We start from the raw sequence: 16,178 nt of genomic DNA on the forward strand, positions 1-16,178 counted from the left end.
TTGCGCGGCAGGCTGACGGGCCATGCTGAAGCATCGCATTGCCTCTCTCTTCGCCAATCTCGGCATCTCCATCGGTATGCCTTCCGAGCAGAAGGCTGTGCGCGCGCTAATCAGGCGGCTGCGCCCGGTAGGCAGCGGGCATAATCTTATCCGCATGGGCGCGGACGGTGACGGCGGCTATCTGGTACCCGATGATCTGGAAGGCATAGCGGCCTGCTTCTCACCCGGTGTGGACGATCGGGCGACGTTCGAGGCTGATTGTGCGAAAAGAGGCATTGTCTCGCATCTCGCCGATGCTTCTGTTCAAGCGATGCCGGCGGAGCTTTCGGGCGGCACTTTCCTGCGCAAATATCTCGGCGTAGTTGAGGATGAGACCACTGCTACGCTCGCAAATTGGGTGAACGACAAGGCGCCTGGCGACGATGATCTGATCCTGCAGATGGACATTGAGGGCGCAGAGGTCCCCGTCCTGCTGAATGCTCCCCATGATCAGTTGCGCCGGTTTCGCATTATCGTGCTCGAAGCGCACCATCTGGACCGTCTGCTGGATCGCGAGGGCTTCACTGTGATGTCGGCATTGTTCACGCGGTTGCTGGAGCAATTTGCTGTCGTGCACGCGCATCCCAACAATTACGGCGGAGTGGTAAAGCGCGGCGATATCACCGTCCCGCGCGTGATCGAATTTACTTTGCTACGACGAGACAGGCTGCGCGATGGCGACCCGGCTGGTCCCTTTCCGCATCCACTCGATAAGCCCAATGATCGCGGCCGTGCAGACCTGCCTTTGCCGGAGTTTTGGCGCGGCTAACACCTAGGTATGACTGCGTAGGGTGCTGCTCAGCACTCGCTATCCATGTTTGCCCATTGAGGGCGCATGGACATCCAGGCCTCCAAAGAAGCGGAAAGCTACACGGAAGAGATTTCGGTCGAGGCAGGCGATGTTGCTTTGCCCCAGCTGGCACCCGAGCCGCCGGAGCAGCGCAAACGGTTCTACCTGCCGCTTAAATACAAATTCATCCTGACTTGCCTGCTCGCTTGTGCCTGGACAGCGTTCAGCGTCTGGCTTTCCCTTAACTGGGTCCGAGATCTGGCGAGCGTGACGACCATGGCCTTCGCGGTCATCGCGATCACTTTCATCGCCTACGTCCCCGGCTTCATGAACGCCTTCCTGTTGTCCTCGCTGCTGTTCGACCGGAAGCCGAGCCGCAGGATGCTGGGCACCTATCCCGGCGTCACCATCCTGGTCGCAGCCTATAATGAGGCGGCGGCAATCCGCGATACGCTGACCAGCCTGGCACGACAGGAATATCCCGGCCTGCTCGAAGTCTTCGTGCTGAACGACGGCTCAAAGGATGAGACGGTCGCTCTTGCCAATGCCGCGATTGACGAACTGGAATTTCCCGAAGGCATGACCGTCAGGGTGCTCGATTTCGAAGTGAACCGCGGGAAGTCGGCAGTGTTGAACGATGGTCTAGCAGCGGCCAGTCACGACCTCATCGTCACGATCGACGGCGATTCGTGGGTGAAGCGCGATGGCCTTCGCAAGATCGTCGAACGGCTGCATTCCGACCCGCCCGATACGCAGGCGATTGCCGGTGCTGTAATGGTGCGCAATTCGCGCAGAAATCTTATCTGCAAGGCGCAAGAGTGGGATTATTTCCATGGCATCGCTTCGATAAAGCGGATGCAGGGCATGTATCACGGCACGCTGGTGGCGCAGGGCGCGTTCAGCATTTATCGCCGAAAATCGCTGGAGCAGGTGGGTGGCTGGCCCGAATGCGTGGGCGAAGACATCGTGCTCTCATGGGCGCTGCTGAAGCGCGGCTACCGCATTGGCTATGCCGATGATGCGCTGGTGTTCACCAATGTGCCCGACACGATCCGGCAATTCGCCTTGCAGAGAAAGCGCTGGTCGCGCGGATTGATGGAAGCGTTCAAGGCGCATTGGCAATTGCTGTTCCAGCGCCGCATGTCGACGCTGTTTATCTGGTGGAATGTCTGCTTCCTGCCGCTCGATCTGGTCTACACGCTGGTTTTCATCCCCGGGCTGGTGCTCGCGCTGTTCGGCTATTTCTATATTGCCGGACCATTGACGATTGCGGTGCTGCCGCTGACCATTTTGTGGAACGGGATTATCTTTCGGATCCAGTCGCGCGTTTACCGGCGTGAAGGGTTGAAAGTGCGGCGCAATCGCGGCGGATTTTTCTTCTACGCGCTCGCATACAGCCTGCTGATGCAGCCGGTATGTGTGTGGGGCTATGTGGCCGAGCTGATCGGCCTTCGCAAAGCATGGGATACAAAATGATGACGCGCTTCATGACAGGAGCCGCGTTGGCGGCATTGCTCAGCGTGGTTGCTGCTCCGGCGACGGCGCAGTCCGATGACCAGAGCGGCCCCGCTGTTGGGGCCAAACTCTGGGTGAGCGGCGACTCCGAAGGCACCGAAGTCGTCAAAATGCTAGGCCGCGCGCTCATCTCCTTCGAGGACCGCGAGCGATATGCCGGAATTGCGTTGGAAGCCGCGCGCTTTTCTCCCGCCACGGGAGAGGCCGAAACCGACGCACGAGTTTATCTCGATCTCGCTGATCATTGGGGAGAGGATTGGCGCTGGCAGGCGCGGATCGGCACCGATGGCCAGACCGTTCTGGGCAACGCGGAACTCCGCCGCGTGGACTGGTCGCAAAGCCTCTTTGTAGAACGCGAGATCATCGAGACTGAGCAAGGGCTCAACCGGCGGATCTATTACACCTTCATCGGAGCGAGCACTGATGTGCCGATAACCGACACCACCAGCGCCAGCGTCACCGCCGGGCTTCAGGAATTCTCGGGGCGGAATGAACGTCTACACTTGCGCGGACGGCTCGTGCATTCGGTCGACGCGGATCTAGGACTCAGCGCGCAGCTGGATGCCCGCTATTACCACTCAACCGAGCCAGGCGAGTTCGACTATTTCTCGCCGCGCAATTTTGTCAGCGTGATCCCACTGGTCCAGCTGCGCCGCTTCGACAGCGATGGCTGGATGTTTCTGGCAGCAGGCGGGGTGGGCGCGCAAAATAGCGGCGGCGGCGAATGGTCGGTTGCGAGATACGGGAATTTCCGCCTTGAGAGCCCTCGCGGTCGCCGCGATCTCAATGCCTTTGCAGAGATCATCTACAGCAACAATTCGATCACTGGCGGCACCGATTATGACTATGTGATGGGGCGTGCGGGCGTGACGTTTGGTTTCTAAGCTTTCGCGCGCGATCAGGGGCCGGTATTCCATTCGTCAATCATGGACAGGCCCTGCCGAATACCTTCAACATATTCGCCGCGATCGAAATAGTCCGCCATCGCGCCTTCGATGCGATTGCGGTCTTCTACCATATAGGCGAGGCCCTCATCGCCGGTGATGTGCACCTGCTTGTCCTGCGTGGAGACTACGATTGTCGGCCCGCCCTGATCTGCTGCGGCGAGACCGGCGGCCATGAACGGAGTCTCTCCACTCGCTGTATCGAGATCGAGCGATTCGACTATGACGAAGTGGAAAGCTGGCGCATATTCATCACCAGCCGATGCGAGAACCTCTTCGATTTCGCCGCGCGCTCTTTCTATACCTAACCAGTTGCCCTCGGTCGGCATGTCGGTATCGACGCTGTCAGTGACTGCGGCATCGTAAACGTCAGCTTCTGCCACCGGCTCTTCGCCAAGGCCGGAATTGTCGACCTCTTCAGAAGAGCCGCAGGCCGAGAGACCAAGTGCAATTGTGAGGGCGGCGGTAAGGGCGGCAGGGTGCGGGGCTTTCATCGGGCGGTGTCCTCATGGCGAATTGCGTTTCGCCATTTTAACACCCGGCCCCCACGAAGAGTTCCGTCTTCGCTAGCTCTTCAGTCCCCGGAGCGCATCGGCCAGCGGACCGTCACCTTCGCCTTCTTCGATCAGGCCCTGCTTGCGCCGCACGGCATCTGCATCCGGTCCTTCGGCATAGGGATCGATGGCCAGCGCGAGGCTTTGCGCGACGGCTTCGCCGAGGTCGAACTGCGTTCCGGAATAGCCGATTTCGTCGAGATCATCTTCGTCCAGCTCAATTTCCTCGTCCTCCTCGCTCGCTTCAAGGCTGGCGAGGGGGACGAATCGAAAGGCGATATCTTCGCGGATGTCGGCGGGCAGGTCATCCCCCGATACGGCGCAGCTTTGCACGATGTCCGCCTGAATCTCGCCGCTCGCTGCAATCTTGTCGCCTTCCGCTTCAAGGCTGAGCTGCGCTTCAAGGCGATGGATGGCGACAAGGCCGAACCGCTTCGCCAACGCGGCGCGCTCGGCTTCGTCGGCCACAAGTTCGACCGGTTCAGCAGTGATCCCGCGAATGTCGGCGGGCCGCGAAAATTCTGGCGTATCGCTCATTGTCACGCCTCGAGTGGTCGCAACTGTCCGCGGATCAAAGCTGCATCATCCACCGCCTGCAGGTCATTATGCAGCGCGCGAGTGCGCACGGCGAGAGCGAACGGCTTTGTCTCATCATCGTTGAGCGTCATGTTGCGCTGGAGAATCTCGGCGAGCTTTGCATCGCTTTCGGTCATGTTTTCGCGCAGGCTACCCATGCGGCCACCGATTGCGCTCATCAACTTGCCCATATTCTTACCAACTGAAAGATCGCCCACGCCGCTATCGCGCAGCTGCCTGTCCATATCCTCGACGAACAGCTCGGTCAGCAGCGCGGTCTTGGGAGCCAGCTCCTCGCTGTTCTCCATCCGCAGCATGACGAGGCTCATCACCAGAGCGATCATGTCGAACCGGCCTTCGACGCTGTCCTTCACACCGCAATCGGCATACCATTCGGGCTCGCGGCTGGTGCCGACCGTGGCGTGCCACAGATCGCGCAGCTCATCGCGGCCGTCTTTTCCGAGGAAGCGTTTCCAGAAGGACATGGTCAATTCTCGTTTGCTCTGGCTTGTTAAGCGCAAGTTCAATGGATGAAGCCCTAGAACGCGTTGCACCGGCGTGAGAGGTCGCCTAAGGCTCAGGCTGATCTATCGGCGCTGATATAGGTTGCCGCCGGGGCGAAGCAATTGCCCGTTGGTCCACGCCAGAGATATTTGAAGGATTTGATTATGGGTTCGATCGTGCGCAAGGCAGCAATGGCAGGGCCAGTCCTGGCCATGGCGCTTGTGACTACTGGATGTGCCTCGATCGCTACTAATCGCGGTTACATCGTCGATGAGACGCTCTTCGCAGCCGTTCAGCCGGGCATCGACAACCAGCAATCCGTGCGCGGAACGCTGGGTCAGCCGACCATGGTCAGTCAGTTCGGCGATCCGGTGTGGTATTATATTTCCAGCCGTACGGAGCAGGCCCCATTCAGCCAGCCGCGGATTGAACAGCACAATGTTTTTGCCGTGCAGTTCGATGAAGCAGGCAATGTCATCTCTACCGATCGCAGCGGGATGGAGCAGGTCGCCCGGATCGATCCGGAAAGCGACACTACGCCGACGCTCGGCCGTGAGCGTGGCTTCCTTGAAGACCTGTTCGGAAATATCGGCACGGTCGGCGGTGCAGGCCCCGGCGCTGCTGGCGGCGGTGGGCGCTGAGGCCCCCTCTTTCCTTACAAATTGCTGATCGCTTGAAGCGCGCTAGGGCCGAGCCCATATGCGTGCCATGAGTGACGATAAGGCGAGCCACGGCCTCACCCAGTGGCACGGCACCACCATTGTGGGCGTGAAGCGTGATAGCGGCATAGTGATCGCTGGCGATGGCCAGGTCTCGATGGGCAATACGGTGATGAAGCCTAATGCGCGCAAGGTTCGTCGCATTGGCGATGAAGGCAAAGTCGTGGCGGGGTTCGCCGGCGCGACTGCCGATGCCTTTACGCTGTTCGAACGGCTGGAGCGCAAGCTTGAACAGTATAGCGGACAGCTGCTGCGCGCTGCGGTCGAACTCGCCAAGGACTGGCGGACCGATAAGTATCTGCGCAATCTCGAAGCGCTGATGATCGTCGCGGACAAGGACACGCTGTTGGTGCTGACCGGCAATGGCGACGTTCTCGAGCCGGAAGGCGGTATCGCTGCGATCGGATCAGGCGGGAATTACGCGCTCGCTGCCGCCCGCGCCCTTACCGAATATGAAGACGATCCGGAAACGATCGCGCGCAAGGCCATGGCGGTTGCGGCGGAAATCTGCGTCTTCACCAATGGCAATGTCACCGTAGAAACGGTCTGAGAGAATTCATGGATAACTTGACTCCCAAAGCCATCGTTGGCGCGCTCGACGAGCATATCATCGGCCAGAAGGATGCCAAGCGTGCGGTCGCCGTGGCGCTTCGCAACCGGTGGCGGCGGCAACGCCTTTCGCCCGAATTGCGGGATGAAGTGACGCCGAAAAACATCCTGATGATTGGCCCGACGGGTTGCGGCAAGACCGAAATTTCCCGCCGATTGGCCAAGCTGGCAGAGGCGCCTTTCGTGAAGGTCGAAGCGACCAAATTCACCGAAGTCGGCTATGTCGGCCGCGACGTGGAGCAGATCGCCCGCGACCTGGTCGAAGAGGCGATCCGGCTCGAGAAAGATCGCCGCCGCGAAGCCGTGCGCGAAGCCGCGAGCGAGGCTGCCATGCAGCGCCTGCTCGATGCGCTTGTCGGCCAGAACGCCAGCGAGGCGACGCGCGAAAGCTTTCGCCAGCGCATCATCGACAATTCGATGAACGACACCGAAGTCGAAGTCGAAGTGACCGACCAGCCCAACATGCAGATGGACATTCCCGGCATGGGCAACGGCGCGACGATGATCAATCTCAGCGAGATGATGGGTAAGGCGTTCGGCGGTCCACCCAAAAAAAAGCAGAAGCTAAAAGTTCCCGATGCGTGGGATAAGCTCGTCGACGAAGAAGCCGAAAAGCGAATGGACCAGGACGATGTCGCGCGCGTGGCGCTCGCCAGTGCAGAGACCAACGGGATCGTGTTTCTAGACGAGGTCGACAAGATCGCCGTATCCGATGTGCGCGGCGGCTCGGTAAGCCGCGAGGGCGTGCAACGCGACCTGCTGCCATTGATCGAGGGCACCACAGTCGCGACCAAATACGGCCCGATGAAGACCGACCACGTGCTCTTCATCGCATCGGGCGCATTTCACGTCGCCAAGCCATCGGACATGCTGCCCGAACTGCAGGGCCGCCTTCCGATCCGCGTCGAACTACGCTCGCTGACCGAAGATGACTTCATCCGGATCCTCAGCGAGACCAAGGCGAACCTTGTCAGCCAGTATAAGGCACTGCTCGGCACCGAAAAGCTGACAGTCGACATGACTGACGATGCCGTAGCCGAAGTCGCCCGTATCGCTGCGCAGGTGAATGAGAGCGTCGAGAATATCGGCGCACGCCGCCTACAGACGGTCATGGAAAAGCTCTTCGAGGAATTGAGCTTCGAAGCCGAAGAAATGGCCGATCAGACAGTAACGGTAGATGCGGACTATGTTCGCGAAAAGCTGGGCAAACTCGCGGGTGATGCCGATCTCAGTAAATACGTTCTTTAGAGCGCGAGGGCTTTTGTTCTAAGCCTTTGAGTAACCGCCATCGCATGCCAGCGTTTCCCCGGTGATCGATGATGCCATGTCGGACAGCAGGAACGCCGCCACATTGGCGACCTCGCGCGCTTCGAGCAGGCGACCGATGGGCATGGCATTTTTCCATTCTTCGACTGTCTCGGGATTTTCCTCACGCATCTTGTCGAGAATGGATGTGTCGATATAGCCGGGCGCGATCGCATTGACGCGGATATGCTTTTTCGCCCATTCCACGCCGAGCAGCGCCGCCATATGCGCCACAGCCGCTTTGGATGCGCCATAGGCGACATGCCGCTCCGGATGGACAACCGAAAGGCCCGCGATGGAGCTGGTGAGCACTATGGAGCCCGGCTTTTCAGCCTTTACAATGCGATCAGCAAAGACCCGCGCGGTAAGGAAGACGCCGGTTTGATTGATGTCGATGACTTTTCGCCAAAGGTCGTCATCATATTCCAAAGCGGGTGAAGTCGGCGCGATGCCGGCATTGGCGCAAACGCCGGTGACATTGCCAAAGCGCTCTGCGATTTCATCTGCAGCTCGCTCGATATTGGCGCTGTCGGTGACATCGAGTGGGAAGAAGGCAGCGTTCTCGCCGAGCTTTTCCGCTTCTTCCTCACCGCCTGCGTCGCCCACATCGGTAAGCGCGACTTTCGCGCCGAGGTCGAGGAAGGTTTTCGCCATTGCCGTGCCCAGGCCACCAGCGCCTCCGGTGATAACGATAACGCGGTCGGTAAGATTGAAGGCAGTCATAAGAACGGCGCTCCACAAATTTGCAGAATTACGCTCTCTGTAATTCGCGAGCTGCGCCACTGTTCCGATGTATGCCTTATGGATGCGGCGCTAGCCCAATCTCGACGCCTGTCCGATCGGTCACCGCATGTTTGTCGATCATATCCGCACTCGCTTCGTTAAGGCCAACGACCTTCACACTGCGGCCATTACGGCGCATGCGTTCGACGATAGCATCGAGCGCACCGGCGCTGGAGATGTCCCAGAAATGCGCCTGTGATACGTCGATCACCACGTGGTCTGCAGGGTTCTCGCGCTGGCTTTCAGGCTTCATCGCATCGTTGAAACGCTCCACACTGGCGAAAAAGATCTGACCGGTGACCTTGTAGAAGGCGGTCTCGCCTTCACGAGTGCGCTCGACGCTGAACAGGTTCATGACCAGCGCCGCGAAGAAGATGCCCGACAGAAGCACGCCCACCAGCACGCCGAGCGCGAGATTGTGCGTGCCGACGACGACAGCGACGGTCGACAGCATCACGACATTTGCCTGCCATGGGTGATGCTTCAGGTTGGGAATGCTGGTCCAGCTGAACGTCCCGATGCTGACCATGATCATCACGGCAACAAGCGCAGGCATGGGAATCTGGCCGACAATCGGGCCGAGCAGCCACAACAGGATCAGCAGCGTCAAGCCTGCAACGAAGGTTGAAAGGCGTCCACGGCCACCAGAAGTCACGTTGATCACCGACTGGCCGATCATTGCGCAGCCGCCCATGCCGCCAAACATCGCCGCGCCAATATTGGCCACACCCTGACCCCAGGTCTCACGCCGCTTGTTGGAGCCGGTGTGCGTCATGTCGTCGACGATCTTGGCGGTCAGCAGGCTTTCAATCAGGCCGACGGCGGCCATGGTCGCAGAATAGGGCGCGATGATCGTGAAAGTCTCCCACGTCAGCGGTACATCCGGGAATACGAAATAAGGCAGGCCTTCGGGAATATCGCCCATATCGCCAACGGTGATGATGGGCAGGTCCATTCCGATGCTGATCGAGCCGAGCACGATGATAGCTACCAGCGGGCTGGGCACCGCTGTCGTGAGTTTCGGCAGCAGATAAATGATCGCAAGCGCGCCTGCGACCATAGCATAGGTGATCCAGTTGACGCCATCGACGCTAGGATCGAGCTGCGGCAGCTGCGCCATGAAAATAAGGATCGCCAGCGCGTTGACGAAGCCGATGATGACCGCGCGACCAACGAATTGCATCAGCAGGTCGAGCCGCAGGACGGCGGCAATCGCCTGGAAAATGCCCATCAGGATCGTTGCAGCGAACAGGTATTCGACCCCGTGATCGCGCACCAGTGGCACGACGACAACGGCCACCGCTGCTGTCGCGGCACTGATCATGCCGGGGCGACCGCCGGTAAAAGCGATGATCATGGCGATGGCAATGGAGGCGTAGAGGCCTACACGCGGATCGACACCGGCGATGATCGAGAAGCCGATGGCTTCCGGAATGAGCGCGAGGGCAACGACGATGCCTGCAAGGATATCGGCGCGCGGCTGGGCGAGCCAGTCGCGCTTGAGCGCGGCGGTGTCGATCATGATCTGTCCATTATGCTTGATGGCAGCGCGAACCGTATCGGCCGCGCGCCGGGAAGATACTTGTAGTCCACATACATGTTGCAGTGCACAATTCAAGTTTGCGCTGACGAGGACATGCCATCCACACGCAGAGGGTGTTTCAATTCGGCCAATAGCAGGTATGGATTTTGCCGCAGATCAGACGTTCTGCGAAGTTGCTTAAAGGACGACCCTTGCGAACTCTGACTCTTTGCGCTGTTGCCATCGCTGCCTCGCTTGCAATGTCACCTCCCGCCTTCGGACAGGAAAGCGTCGGCTTCACGCTGGATAGCGGCGGAGATCTTTCCGCCTTTCTCGATTGTCACGAGGCCGCTTCGCAAACCTTGATCTCGGCGCATCGCGGCGGACCTTCGGCAGGGCTGCCGGAGAACGCCATCGAAACGATGGACGCAATCCTCACCGCATATCCCGTCATCATGGAGGTGGATATCGCCCGCACCGCGGACGGCACGCATGCGCTGATGCATGATCGCACTCTGGATCGCACGACGACCGGCACCGGCAATATTTACGAGCGGGATTGGCAATATGTCAGCGGACTTCACCTTACCGACAGTTCTGGCTGGGTGACACCCTACCGTGTGCCGACACTAGCAATGGCGCTCGAATGGGCGCGTGGGCGCACGATCCTGCAGCTCGACTTCAAGCGCTCTGCCGATCTGGCGGAAGTGGCTCAACTGGTCCGCGACGCCGGCATGGAACAGCAAGTTATCCTGATCGCTTACACCATTGAGCAGGCGCAGGAGCTGCACGTGCTTCTGCCAGAAGCCATGATTTCTTTCTCGATACAGCAGCTGGAGCGGCTGGAAGAGGCCGAAGCGGCAGGACTGCCGGCTGATCGGATTGTCGCTTTTACCGGCACGCGCATTCCGAGGCCCGAACTTTATGCTGCTCTGGACGCAATGGATGTGGAAGTCATTTTCGGCACGCTTGGCAGGCCGCCCCGGTCAATCGACAGCATGATCGAACGCTTCGGAACTGACGAACGCTATGTCGAGCTGGGCGAAGGCGGCGTCGATATTCTTGCGACCGACAGGCCACGCGATGCCGCACGCGCGTTGAGGGAAGCCGGCCGCATGCCTGAGATCGGCTTGTGCGGCGTGAACGGGCCGCTAGAAGACTAAAACTCGAGGCGTTATCGCCTAGAATTGTCGGGTGAAAGAAAGATCAGGCGTATTATTCCGCTGCCTGAGCGGTTTCGTCGGCTTCGCTGAGCTGGCGATTCCACATCTCTGCGTAGAGGCCATCGCGGCGAAGCAAGTCTGCATGATTGCCGCTTTCCACGATCCGGCCTGCATCCATCACATTGATGATGTCGGCATCGGCAATCGTCGAAAGGCGGTGCGCAATCGCGATGGTGGTGCGATCTGCGCTCACGCGTTTCAGGGTGGAAAGAATGTCCTGCTCGGTCCGGCTGTCGAGTGCGCTGGTCGCTTCGTCAAGCAGCAGGATCGGCGGGTTTTTAAGCAGCGTGCGGGCGATGGCAACACGCTGCTTTTCTCCGCCGGATAGCTTGAGGCCGCGCTCGCCAACTTCGGTATCGAAACCCTGCGGCAGCGCTTCGATAAAAGGCAGGATGCTGGCATCGGCTGCGGCGCGTACGATCTGCTCTTGCGAGGGATCATCGCGGCCATAGGCGATATTGTAACCGATGGTGTCATTGAACAGCACGCTGTCTTGCGGAACGATCCCGATCGCGCGGCGCAGACTTTCCTGCGCAACTTGCGATATATCCTGCCCGTCGATCAAAATGCGACCGCCCGACGGATCGTAGAAACGAAACAGCAGCCGCCCGATGGTGGACTTGCCCGCTCCTGATGGGCCGACCAGCGCTACCGTCGATCCGGCGGGCGCTTCGAAACTGAGGTGGTGAAGGATTTGGCGATCCTGCTCATAGCCAAAGCTGACATTGTCAAACAGGACTGTCGGGCGGCGCACAACCAGCGCAGGAGCGCCGGGCACGTCTTCGACTTCGGCTTCGGTGTCCATCAAACGAAACATGTCTGCCATGTCGATCAGGCCCTGGCGGATTGTGCGGTAGACCCAGCCGAGCAGGTCGAGCGGGCGGAAAAGCTGGATAAGGTACGTGTTCACCAGCACCAGATCGCCCGGAGACAGGCGGCCTTGCGACCAACCCCACACCGTCCATGCCATTGCGCCGCCCATCATCAGATTGAGAATCACCGCCTGTACGATGTTGAGCATGCCGAGCGAGTTCTCGGTCTTGATGGCCGCCTCTGCATAGGCGTTGGCAGAGCTGGCATAGCGGTGCCGCTCCCGCTCTTCCGCGCCGAAATATTTGACCGTCTCGTAATTCAGCAGGCTGTCGACCGCGCGGGCCATCGCCTGCCCGTCGAGATCGTTCATGTCCTTGCGCAACTTGACGCGCCATTCGGTGATGCGCTGCGTCGTCCAGATAAAAGTGACCACGGTAACAGCAGTCGCTGCGACCAATTCCCAGCCGAAAACCGCCCAGAAAATGATCGATACGATGATCAGCTCGATCGCTGTCGGCGCGATGTTGAACAGCAGGAAGTAGAGCATCTGCCCGATCGAACGGGTGCCGCGCTCAATGACGCGGGTGATTTCTCCGGTGCGGCGCGAGAGGTGAAAGCGGAGCGAAAGGCGATGCAACTGGGAGAACACATCCTCTGCCAGCTCGCGCACCGCATCCTGACCAACGCGATTGAAAGTGATATTGCGCAGCTGATCGAACAGCACGTTCCCCAAGCGACCGGCGGCGTAGGCAATCACCAGTGCCATCGCGACCCAAACCGCGGGATCGCCATCGGCAGACATAGTGTCCACTGCGCGGGCATAGGCGAAGGGCAAGGACAGCACGATGGCCTTGGACAACAGCACGAAGCCCGCTGCCCCGATGATGCGGCGCTTCAGTTCAGGCCGGCCCTTTGGCCAAAGATAGGGAAGGAAGCGACGCATGGTCGCCCAATCGGCGCTTTCACCCGTCCCTGTTTGCGTGCCGAAATCTCTCACAACCGCCCCCAAGTGGGGAAGGCACAGGCGTTACACAAGCGATGGCTGGGCAATCAGTCCTGCGGGCGCAGCCGCGTGGCGCGCTGGTTGAAGCGCCATTGCTGATTGTAGCCGCCTTCGCCCGGTATATCGAACAGCACGCGATTGTTGCGGAAATCGATGGCGACGCGCTCAAAGAGGCGCAGCTCGCTTATGCCCATGATCATTGCCGGTTGGTCCGCCAATCCAAGCACGTGGAAAGTCGGGGAATCGGCAAAGGATATCGGGAAATTGTTGAGCTGGACGCGGCCCATGTTGAGCCTGCGCGCAATGCGTGTCTGGCTTGTGACGCGGACCCCGTTTACATCGGTCATGACCGAATCCTGAAGCGACTGGCGCGTCCGTAACCGGTGTTGCAAAGCAAGATTGCCGACCGAGCCTGCAGCTCCGGTATCGATGATGATAGCCGTGCGCACACCTTCGATCTCGGCGCGGTGAATGATGAGTTGGCCGAGGCGTTCGCGCGCCCTGACGACAATGTCATATCCGCTTGCTCCGCCCCGGCCGAAATCTTCCGCGACCAGCATTTCGCTGTTCTGGAAATCGAGCAGCACGCGCTGCCCCTGCAAGGTGTCCAAGCCCAGAATGCCGTCGGCCGCACCGATGTTGCTGCCTTCGACAATCGGCGCAGTGCGGATCGTAAAGGTACGACTACCAAGCGTGAAGTCAGGCACCATCGTGGTTTCGACCGCGCGGGTGCTCGCCATGCCGACCAGCGTCGCGAGCTCGCGATCATTGAGTTGCAGCTCTTCAGCAAGCTCTGACGACAGGACCGTAGCCTGCGCGCCGGTATCGACCATGAAATTGAACGGTCCCTCTTCACCGATCATCACTGGCACAGTCAGGCGGCGATAGCGCTCAATTTGCATGCCAATCGTGTCGACGAACACGTCAGGCTGCACCTGCTCTGTTTGCTGGGATGCTTCGGTCGCGGCAGGCTGCTCACCTGCCTGCGGGTCATCGTGACCAAGCGCGCCAGCTACCAGCGCGAGAATGCCGCCGAGGGCAAGCCAATTCATCAAGTGCTCTCCCGCCTATCGCGCACCTGATCCGAAGATGCGTCGACGCGTAGGATAGCATCTATAGCGCGAAGAACAAAAATCGGCGTTGAATGGCGCGGATCAAGCGGTGACGTGGGAGGGCTTGAGACCAGCTTGTTCCCACGCATTTGCCAGCACCTCATCGCGCCGCAATGCCGAGCGATCTTCGCTGCCGAGGTTCCAGCGATCATAATGCCAGCTCGTCGTCACGCCGCGAATGTGGCGGAACAGGAATTCATCGGTGATCTCGTCATTGCCTCGCGCGCCGAAGATGTTGTGCACACCCCAGCTATGCTTGCGCGAGAAAGCCTGGGGGCGAATGCACCATTTGGGCGGACTAAGCTCGGCATGCTCGCCTTCATCATGGACGAAATCGGCATGGCTGCATTTGCCCGGCTCCACAGGGTGGTCTGAATGGGTCGAGATCCATCGCCCATCGAATTTCACCATGCCGTTGGGGCTTTGCTCCGCAGCTTCGAAGACGGTGCGATCGCCTTGGGAGATGATCATCTCGTCAATGTCGTTGTGCATCACGCTGCGCGCTTTCTGAAGGAAGCGGAAGCGGGCGTGCTGTACGACGCCGACCTGGCAGAAGTCAGAATCCCAATCAGGCATGCCGCCTTCCATTTCCCACAGCGGCCCCGCTTGCGGACCGAAAGGGAAGGGCCAGGAAATGACGAGCACGTCCATGTCGGGAACAGCGAGGGACAATTCGCTCTGCAGCTGGTCGATATCGTAATCGCTTGAGCCATTGTCATAGATCAGCGCCGCATCGGCGCCTTGCAGGACATGGTGGAAGCGAAGCCAGTCCGCGATCCAACCGATGCGATTGTTCTTGGATTGGGTGACCAGCACGCGCTTTCCGGCGAACCGATCACTGCCGTCTGGCTGGACCTTGAGATCAAAGCTGCCGAGCGTGCCCTCGAAGGCGATGTGGCTGGCGTCGGTCTTAACCCAGATCTCGCCGCGCTTTTTCAGGTTGATATATTTTGCTTTAGGGAAGGGCCAGGTGAACCAATTTGCGAATGGCCGGGCCTTTTTCAGCTCATTGAGCAGGTTGAAGAGCGGCGGTCCCTGCAACACCACATGCTTGCCGCAGCGATAGACGTCGTAAAAAAGCGTTTTCCAATCATAGAGATCGGCGTAGTCTTCCTGCCGCAAATGATGCGGTCGCGGAGAATCGCGGCGGATATCGGTCTGCACCAATGCGGACGACAGGCGAACAGGGGCGGTCAATTGTTCTCTCCGGCAAGCGGTCTGCGCAGGCGCTGCAAATTCACGCGGAATGGCAGTGTGCGGTTGAGGATCGGCTGGGCGCTGTCGATGAGATCGTAAAGCGCTGGATGGCGAACGGCGTAGATCGCGGCGCACCACAAGACGGCTCCTGCAAAAGTGCAGACCGCCATATGCGAAATTCCCATTTCCTCAGGCGGAACCCAGAAGAGGAAGGTCAGGATGATGGGCGAGACGGTCGCCAGCGTCACTGCCATGCTCTTCGCCATTACCGCCAACCAAGCCCGCACTGAAAAGCCCACAACACTGCTGATAAAGCGCATGTAGAGTGCGAAGAACACCAGAGCGAAAACTACGCGCGAAGCTGCCGCGCCGGTCACTCCGGCAAAATACGATCCCGCTACCAGCAGCGCGATGGACAGGAATGTCTCGACAATATTATAGCGGATTAGCTTGTTGATGTGGCCGGTCAGAATGGGCAATTCAGTTACCATCGGCAGGCAGATCATCAGCCCGGCCTGGATTGTGACAAGCGACAGAAGCGGGGCCGTCCCAATCCACTCCTCGCCATAAAGCAGCATGACAATCGGATGCGCCAGCAGGCCAAGCGCCGCCATGCCGGGCAAGACGAGCACGCTATACCCTGCGCAAACCCGCAAATAAGCCGGGCCAAGCGGATCGCCGCGGTCGCGGATGCGGGCGAAGGCGGGATAGAACACGCCGCCGATCGCGCCAGCTATCAGCATGCGGAATTGCTCTGCAAGGCTTGTCGCGCGGCTGAACAGGCCAGTTGCGAACAGGCCGAGGATCTTGCCCACAATCATGTCAGGCGTGCGCGTGCCCAAAGCGCCTGTGACATAAAGGGCAGAGGTTTTACCGCCGAAGCCCATGATCGGTTTGATGCCGGACAGGCGCAGCGGAAAGGGCCGCGCGGGCTGAAGGATCTGCGCAATCACCGCCTTGGTCGCCGCCG

16 protein-coding genes (1 of these 16 only partly in view) are annotated in these 16,178 nt (G+C 59.6%); 7 read left to right on the forward strand and 9 right to left on the reverse strand.

The features are described 5' to 3' along the window. Positions 1-22 precede the first annotated feature (22 nt). From I5L03_RS04315 to I5L03_RS04325, 3 genes are all read left to right on the forward strand, one after another. Positions 23-808 carry an FkbM family methyltransferase gene (locus I5L03_RS04315; RefSeq protein WP_197920459.1) on the forward strand — a complete coding sequence of 262 codons (786 nt, stop codon included), beginning with the start codon at positions 23-25 and terminating at the stop codon, positions 806-808. A gap of 66 nt (positions 809-874) precedes the next feature. Then, the gene (locus I5L03_RS04320; protein WP_197920460.1) at positions 875-2,305 is read left to right on the forward strand and encodes a glycosyltransferase; all 1,431 of its coding nucleotides are present in this window, start codon (positions 875-877) and stop codon (positions 2,303-2,305) included. After that, positions 2,302-3,228: a hypothetical protein gene (locus I5L03_RS04325; RefSeq protein ID WP_197920461.1), complete on the forward strand. Its 927-nt coding sequence runs from the start codon at positions 2,302-2,304 to the stop codon at positions 3,226-3,228. Before I5L03_RS04320 ends, I5L03_RS04325 begins: the two co-directional genes overlap by 4 nt. A 14-nt stretch (positions 3,229-3,242) precedes the next feature. Here I5L03_RS04325 and I5L03_RS04330 read toward each other — a convergent pair whose 3' ends face one another. The 3 genes from I5L03_RS04330 to I5L03_RS04340 all read right to left on the reverse strand — a co-directional run bounded on the left by I5L03_RS04330 (position 3,243) and on the right by I5L03_RS04340 (position 4,903). Beyond that, complete coding sequence (locus I5L03_RS04330) at positions 3,243-3,782, reverse strand: TPM domain-containing protein (protein ID WP_197920462.1); 540 nt, start codon at positions 3,780-3,782, stop codon at positions 3,243-3,245. Positions 3,783-3,854: 72 nt separating this feature from the next. Further along, positions 3,855-4,379, reverse strand: coding sequence for a YceD family protein (locus I5L03_RS04335; protein ID WP_197920463.1), 525 nt, complete (start codon positions 4,377-4,379; stop codon positions 3,855-3,857). 2 nt (positions 4,380-4,381) lie between these two features. Further along, complete coding sequence (locus tag I5L03_RS04340) at positions 4,382-4,903, reverse strand: ubiquinol-cytochrome C chaperone family protein (protein WP_197920464.1); 522 nt, start codon at positions 4,901-4,903, stop codon at positions 4,382-4,384. Positions 4,904-5,086: 183 nt separating this feature from the next. On the opposite strand from I5L03_RS04340, the gene I5L03_RS04345 reads away from it, so the two are divergent. The 3 genes from I5L03_RS04345 (at position 5,087) to hslU (ending at position 7,498) form a co-directional block, all read left to right on the forward strand. Continuing rightward, positions 5,087-5,563, forward strand: coding sequence for an outer membrane protein assembly factor BamE (locus I5L03_RS04345; protein ID WP_234035014.1), 477 nt, complete (start codon positions 5,087-5,089; stop codon positions 5,561-5,563). Between the two features lie 67 nt (positions 5,564-5,630). Beyond that, positions 5,631-6,191 (forward strand): ATP-dependent protease subunit HslV, encoded by a 561-nt coding sequence (gene hslV, locus I5L03_RS04350; protein WP_197920465.1) that lies wholly within the window; start codon positions 5,631-5,633, stop codon positions 6,189-6,191. An 8-nt stretch (positions 6,192-6,199) separates the two neighbouring features. Then, positions 6,200-7,498: an ATP-dependent protease ATPase subunit HslU gene (gene hslU, locus I5L03_RS04355; RefSeq protein WP_197920466.1), complete on the forward strand. Its 1,299-nt coding sequence runs from the start codon at positions 6,200-6,202 to the stop codon at positions 7,496-7,498. Between the two features lie 18 nt (positions 7,499-7,516). Here the strand turns inward: hslU and I5L03_RS04360 are convergent, their stop codons facing one another. Both I5L03_RS04360 and I5L03_RS04365 read right to left on the reverse strand, forming a co-directional pair. Beyond that, positions 7,517-8,278 (reverse strand): SDR family NAD(P)-dependent oxidoreductase, encoded by a 762-nt coding sequence (locus I5L03_RS04360; RefSeq protein ID WP_197920467.1) that lies wholly within the window; start codon positions 8,276-8,278, stop codon positions 7,517-7,519. A 76-nt stretch (positions 8,279-8,354) separates the two neighbouring features. Beyond that, on the reverse strand, positions 8,355-9,860 hold the full coding sequence (locus I5L03_RS04365) for a SulP family inorganic anion transporter (protein WP_197920468.1): 1,506 nt from the start codon (positions 9,858-9,860) through the stop codon (positions 8,355-8,357). Between the two features lie 260 nt (positions 9,861-10,120). Here I5L03_RS04365 and I5L03_RS04370 point away from each other — a divergent pair, with 260 nt between their 5' ends. Then, positions 10,121-11,023 (forward strand): glycerophosphodiester phosphodiesterase family protein, encoded by a 903-nt coding sequence (locus I5L03_RS04370; RefSeq protein WP_197920469.1) that lies wholly within the window; start codon positions 10,121-10,123, stop codon positions 11,021-11,023. A 52-nt stretch (positions 11,024-11,075) separates the two neighbouring features. Here I5L03_RS04370 and I5L03_RS04375 read toward each other — a convergent pair whose 3' ends face one another. The 4 genes from I5L03_RS04375 to I5L03_RS04390 all read right to left on the reverse strand — a co-directional run. Then, complete coding sequence (locus I5L03_RS04375; protein WP_197920732.1) at positions 11,076-12,839, reverse strand: ABCB family ABC transporter ATP-binding protein/permease; 1,764 nt, start codon at positions 12,837-12,839, stop codon at positions 11,076-11,078. Between the two features lie 107 nt (positions 12,840-12,946). Next, the gene (locus I5L03_RS04380; RefSeq protein ID WP_197920470.1) at positions 12,947-13,951 is read right to left on the reverse strand and encodes an aspartyl protease family protein; all 1,005 of its coding nucleotides are present in this window, start codon (positions 13,949-13,951) and stop codon (positions 12,947-12,949) included. A 102-nt stretch (positions 13,952-14,053) separates the two neighbouring features. Continuing rightward, complete coding sequence (locus I5L03_RS04385) at positions 14,054-15,208, reverse strand: glycosyltransferase family 92 protein (protein ID WP_197920471.1); 1,155 nt, start codon at positions 15,206-15,208, stop codon at positions 14,054-14,056. After that, positions 15,205-16,178, reverse strand: partial view of an oligosaccharide flippase family protein gene (locus I5L03_RS04390; protein WP_197920472.1) — the 3' portion only. It continues 607 nt past the right edge of the window; 974 of the gene's 1,581 nt are visible here — the last part of the coding sequence; the start codon falls outside the window, past its right edge; it ends in the stop codon at positions 15,205-15,207. The genes I5L03_RS04385 and I5L03_RS04390 overlap by 4 nt, the downstream gene beginning before the upstream one ends.

It is taken from the genome of Aurantiacibacter sediminis (assembly GCF_016019885.1).
Lineage (GTDB): Bacteria > Pseudomonadota > Alphaproteobacteria > Sphingomonadales > Sphingomonadaceae > Alteraurantiacibacter > Alteraurantiacibacter sediminis.

Coding starts and splice junctions, on each gene's coding strand:
- I5L03_RS04315 (WP_197920459.1), top strand. CDS start 23: ATGCTGAAGCATCGCATTGCCTCTCTCTTCGCCAATCTCGGCATCTCC.
- I5L03_RS04320 (WP_197920460.1), top strand. CDS start 875: ATGGACATCCAGGCCTCCAAAGAAGCGGAAAGCTACACGGAAGAGATT.
- I5L03_RS04325 (WP_197920461.1), top strand. CDS start 2,302: ATGATGACGCGCTTCATGACAGGAGCCGCGTTGGCGGCATTGCTCAGC.
- I5L03_RS04330 (WP_197920462.1), bottom strand. CDS start 3,782: ATGAAAGCCCCGCACCCTGCCGCCCTTACCGCCGCCCTCACAATTGCA.
- I5L03_RS04335 (WP_197920463.1), bottom strand. CDS start 4,379: ATGAGCGATACGCCAGAATTTTCGCGGCCCGCCGACATTCGCGGGATC.
- I5L03_RS04340 (WP_197920464.1), bottom strand. CDS start 4,903: ATGTCCTTCTGGAAACGCTTCCTCGGAAAAGACGGCCGCGATGAGCTG.
- I5L03_RS04345 (WP_234035014.1), top strand. CDS start 5,087: ATGGGTTCGATCGTGCGCAAGGCAGCAATGGCAGGGCCAGTCCTGGCC.
- hslV (WP_197920465.1), top strand. CDS start 5,631: ATGAGTGACGATAAGGCGAGCCACGGCCTCACCCAGTGGCACGGCACC.
- hslU (WP_197920466.1), top strand. CDS start 6,200: ATGGATAACTTGACTCCCAAAGCCATCGTTGGCGCGCTCGACGAGCAT.
- I5L03_RS04360 (WP_197920467.1), bottom strand. CDS start 8,278: ATGACTGCCTTCAATCTTACCGACCGCGTTATCGTTATCACCGGAGGC.
- I5L03_RS04365 (WP_197920468.1), bottom strand. CDS start 9,860: ATGATCGACACCGCCGCGCTCAAGCGCGACTGGCTCGCCCAGCCGCGC.
- I5L03_RS04370 (WP_197920469.1), top strand. CDS start 10,121: ATGTCACCTCCCGCCTTCGGACAGGAAAGCGTCGGCTTCACGCTGGAT.
- I5L03_RS04375 (WP_197920732.1), bottom strand. CDS start 12,839: ATGCGTCGCTTCCTTCCCTATCTTTGGCCAAAGGGCCGGCCTGAACTG.
- I5L03_RS04380 (WP_197920470.1), bottom strand. CDS start 13,951: ATGAATTGGCTTGCCCTCGGCGGCATTCTCGCGCTGGTAGCTGGCGCG.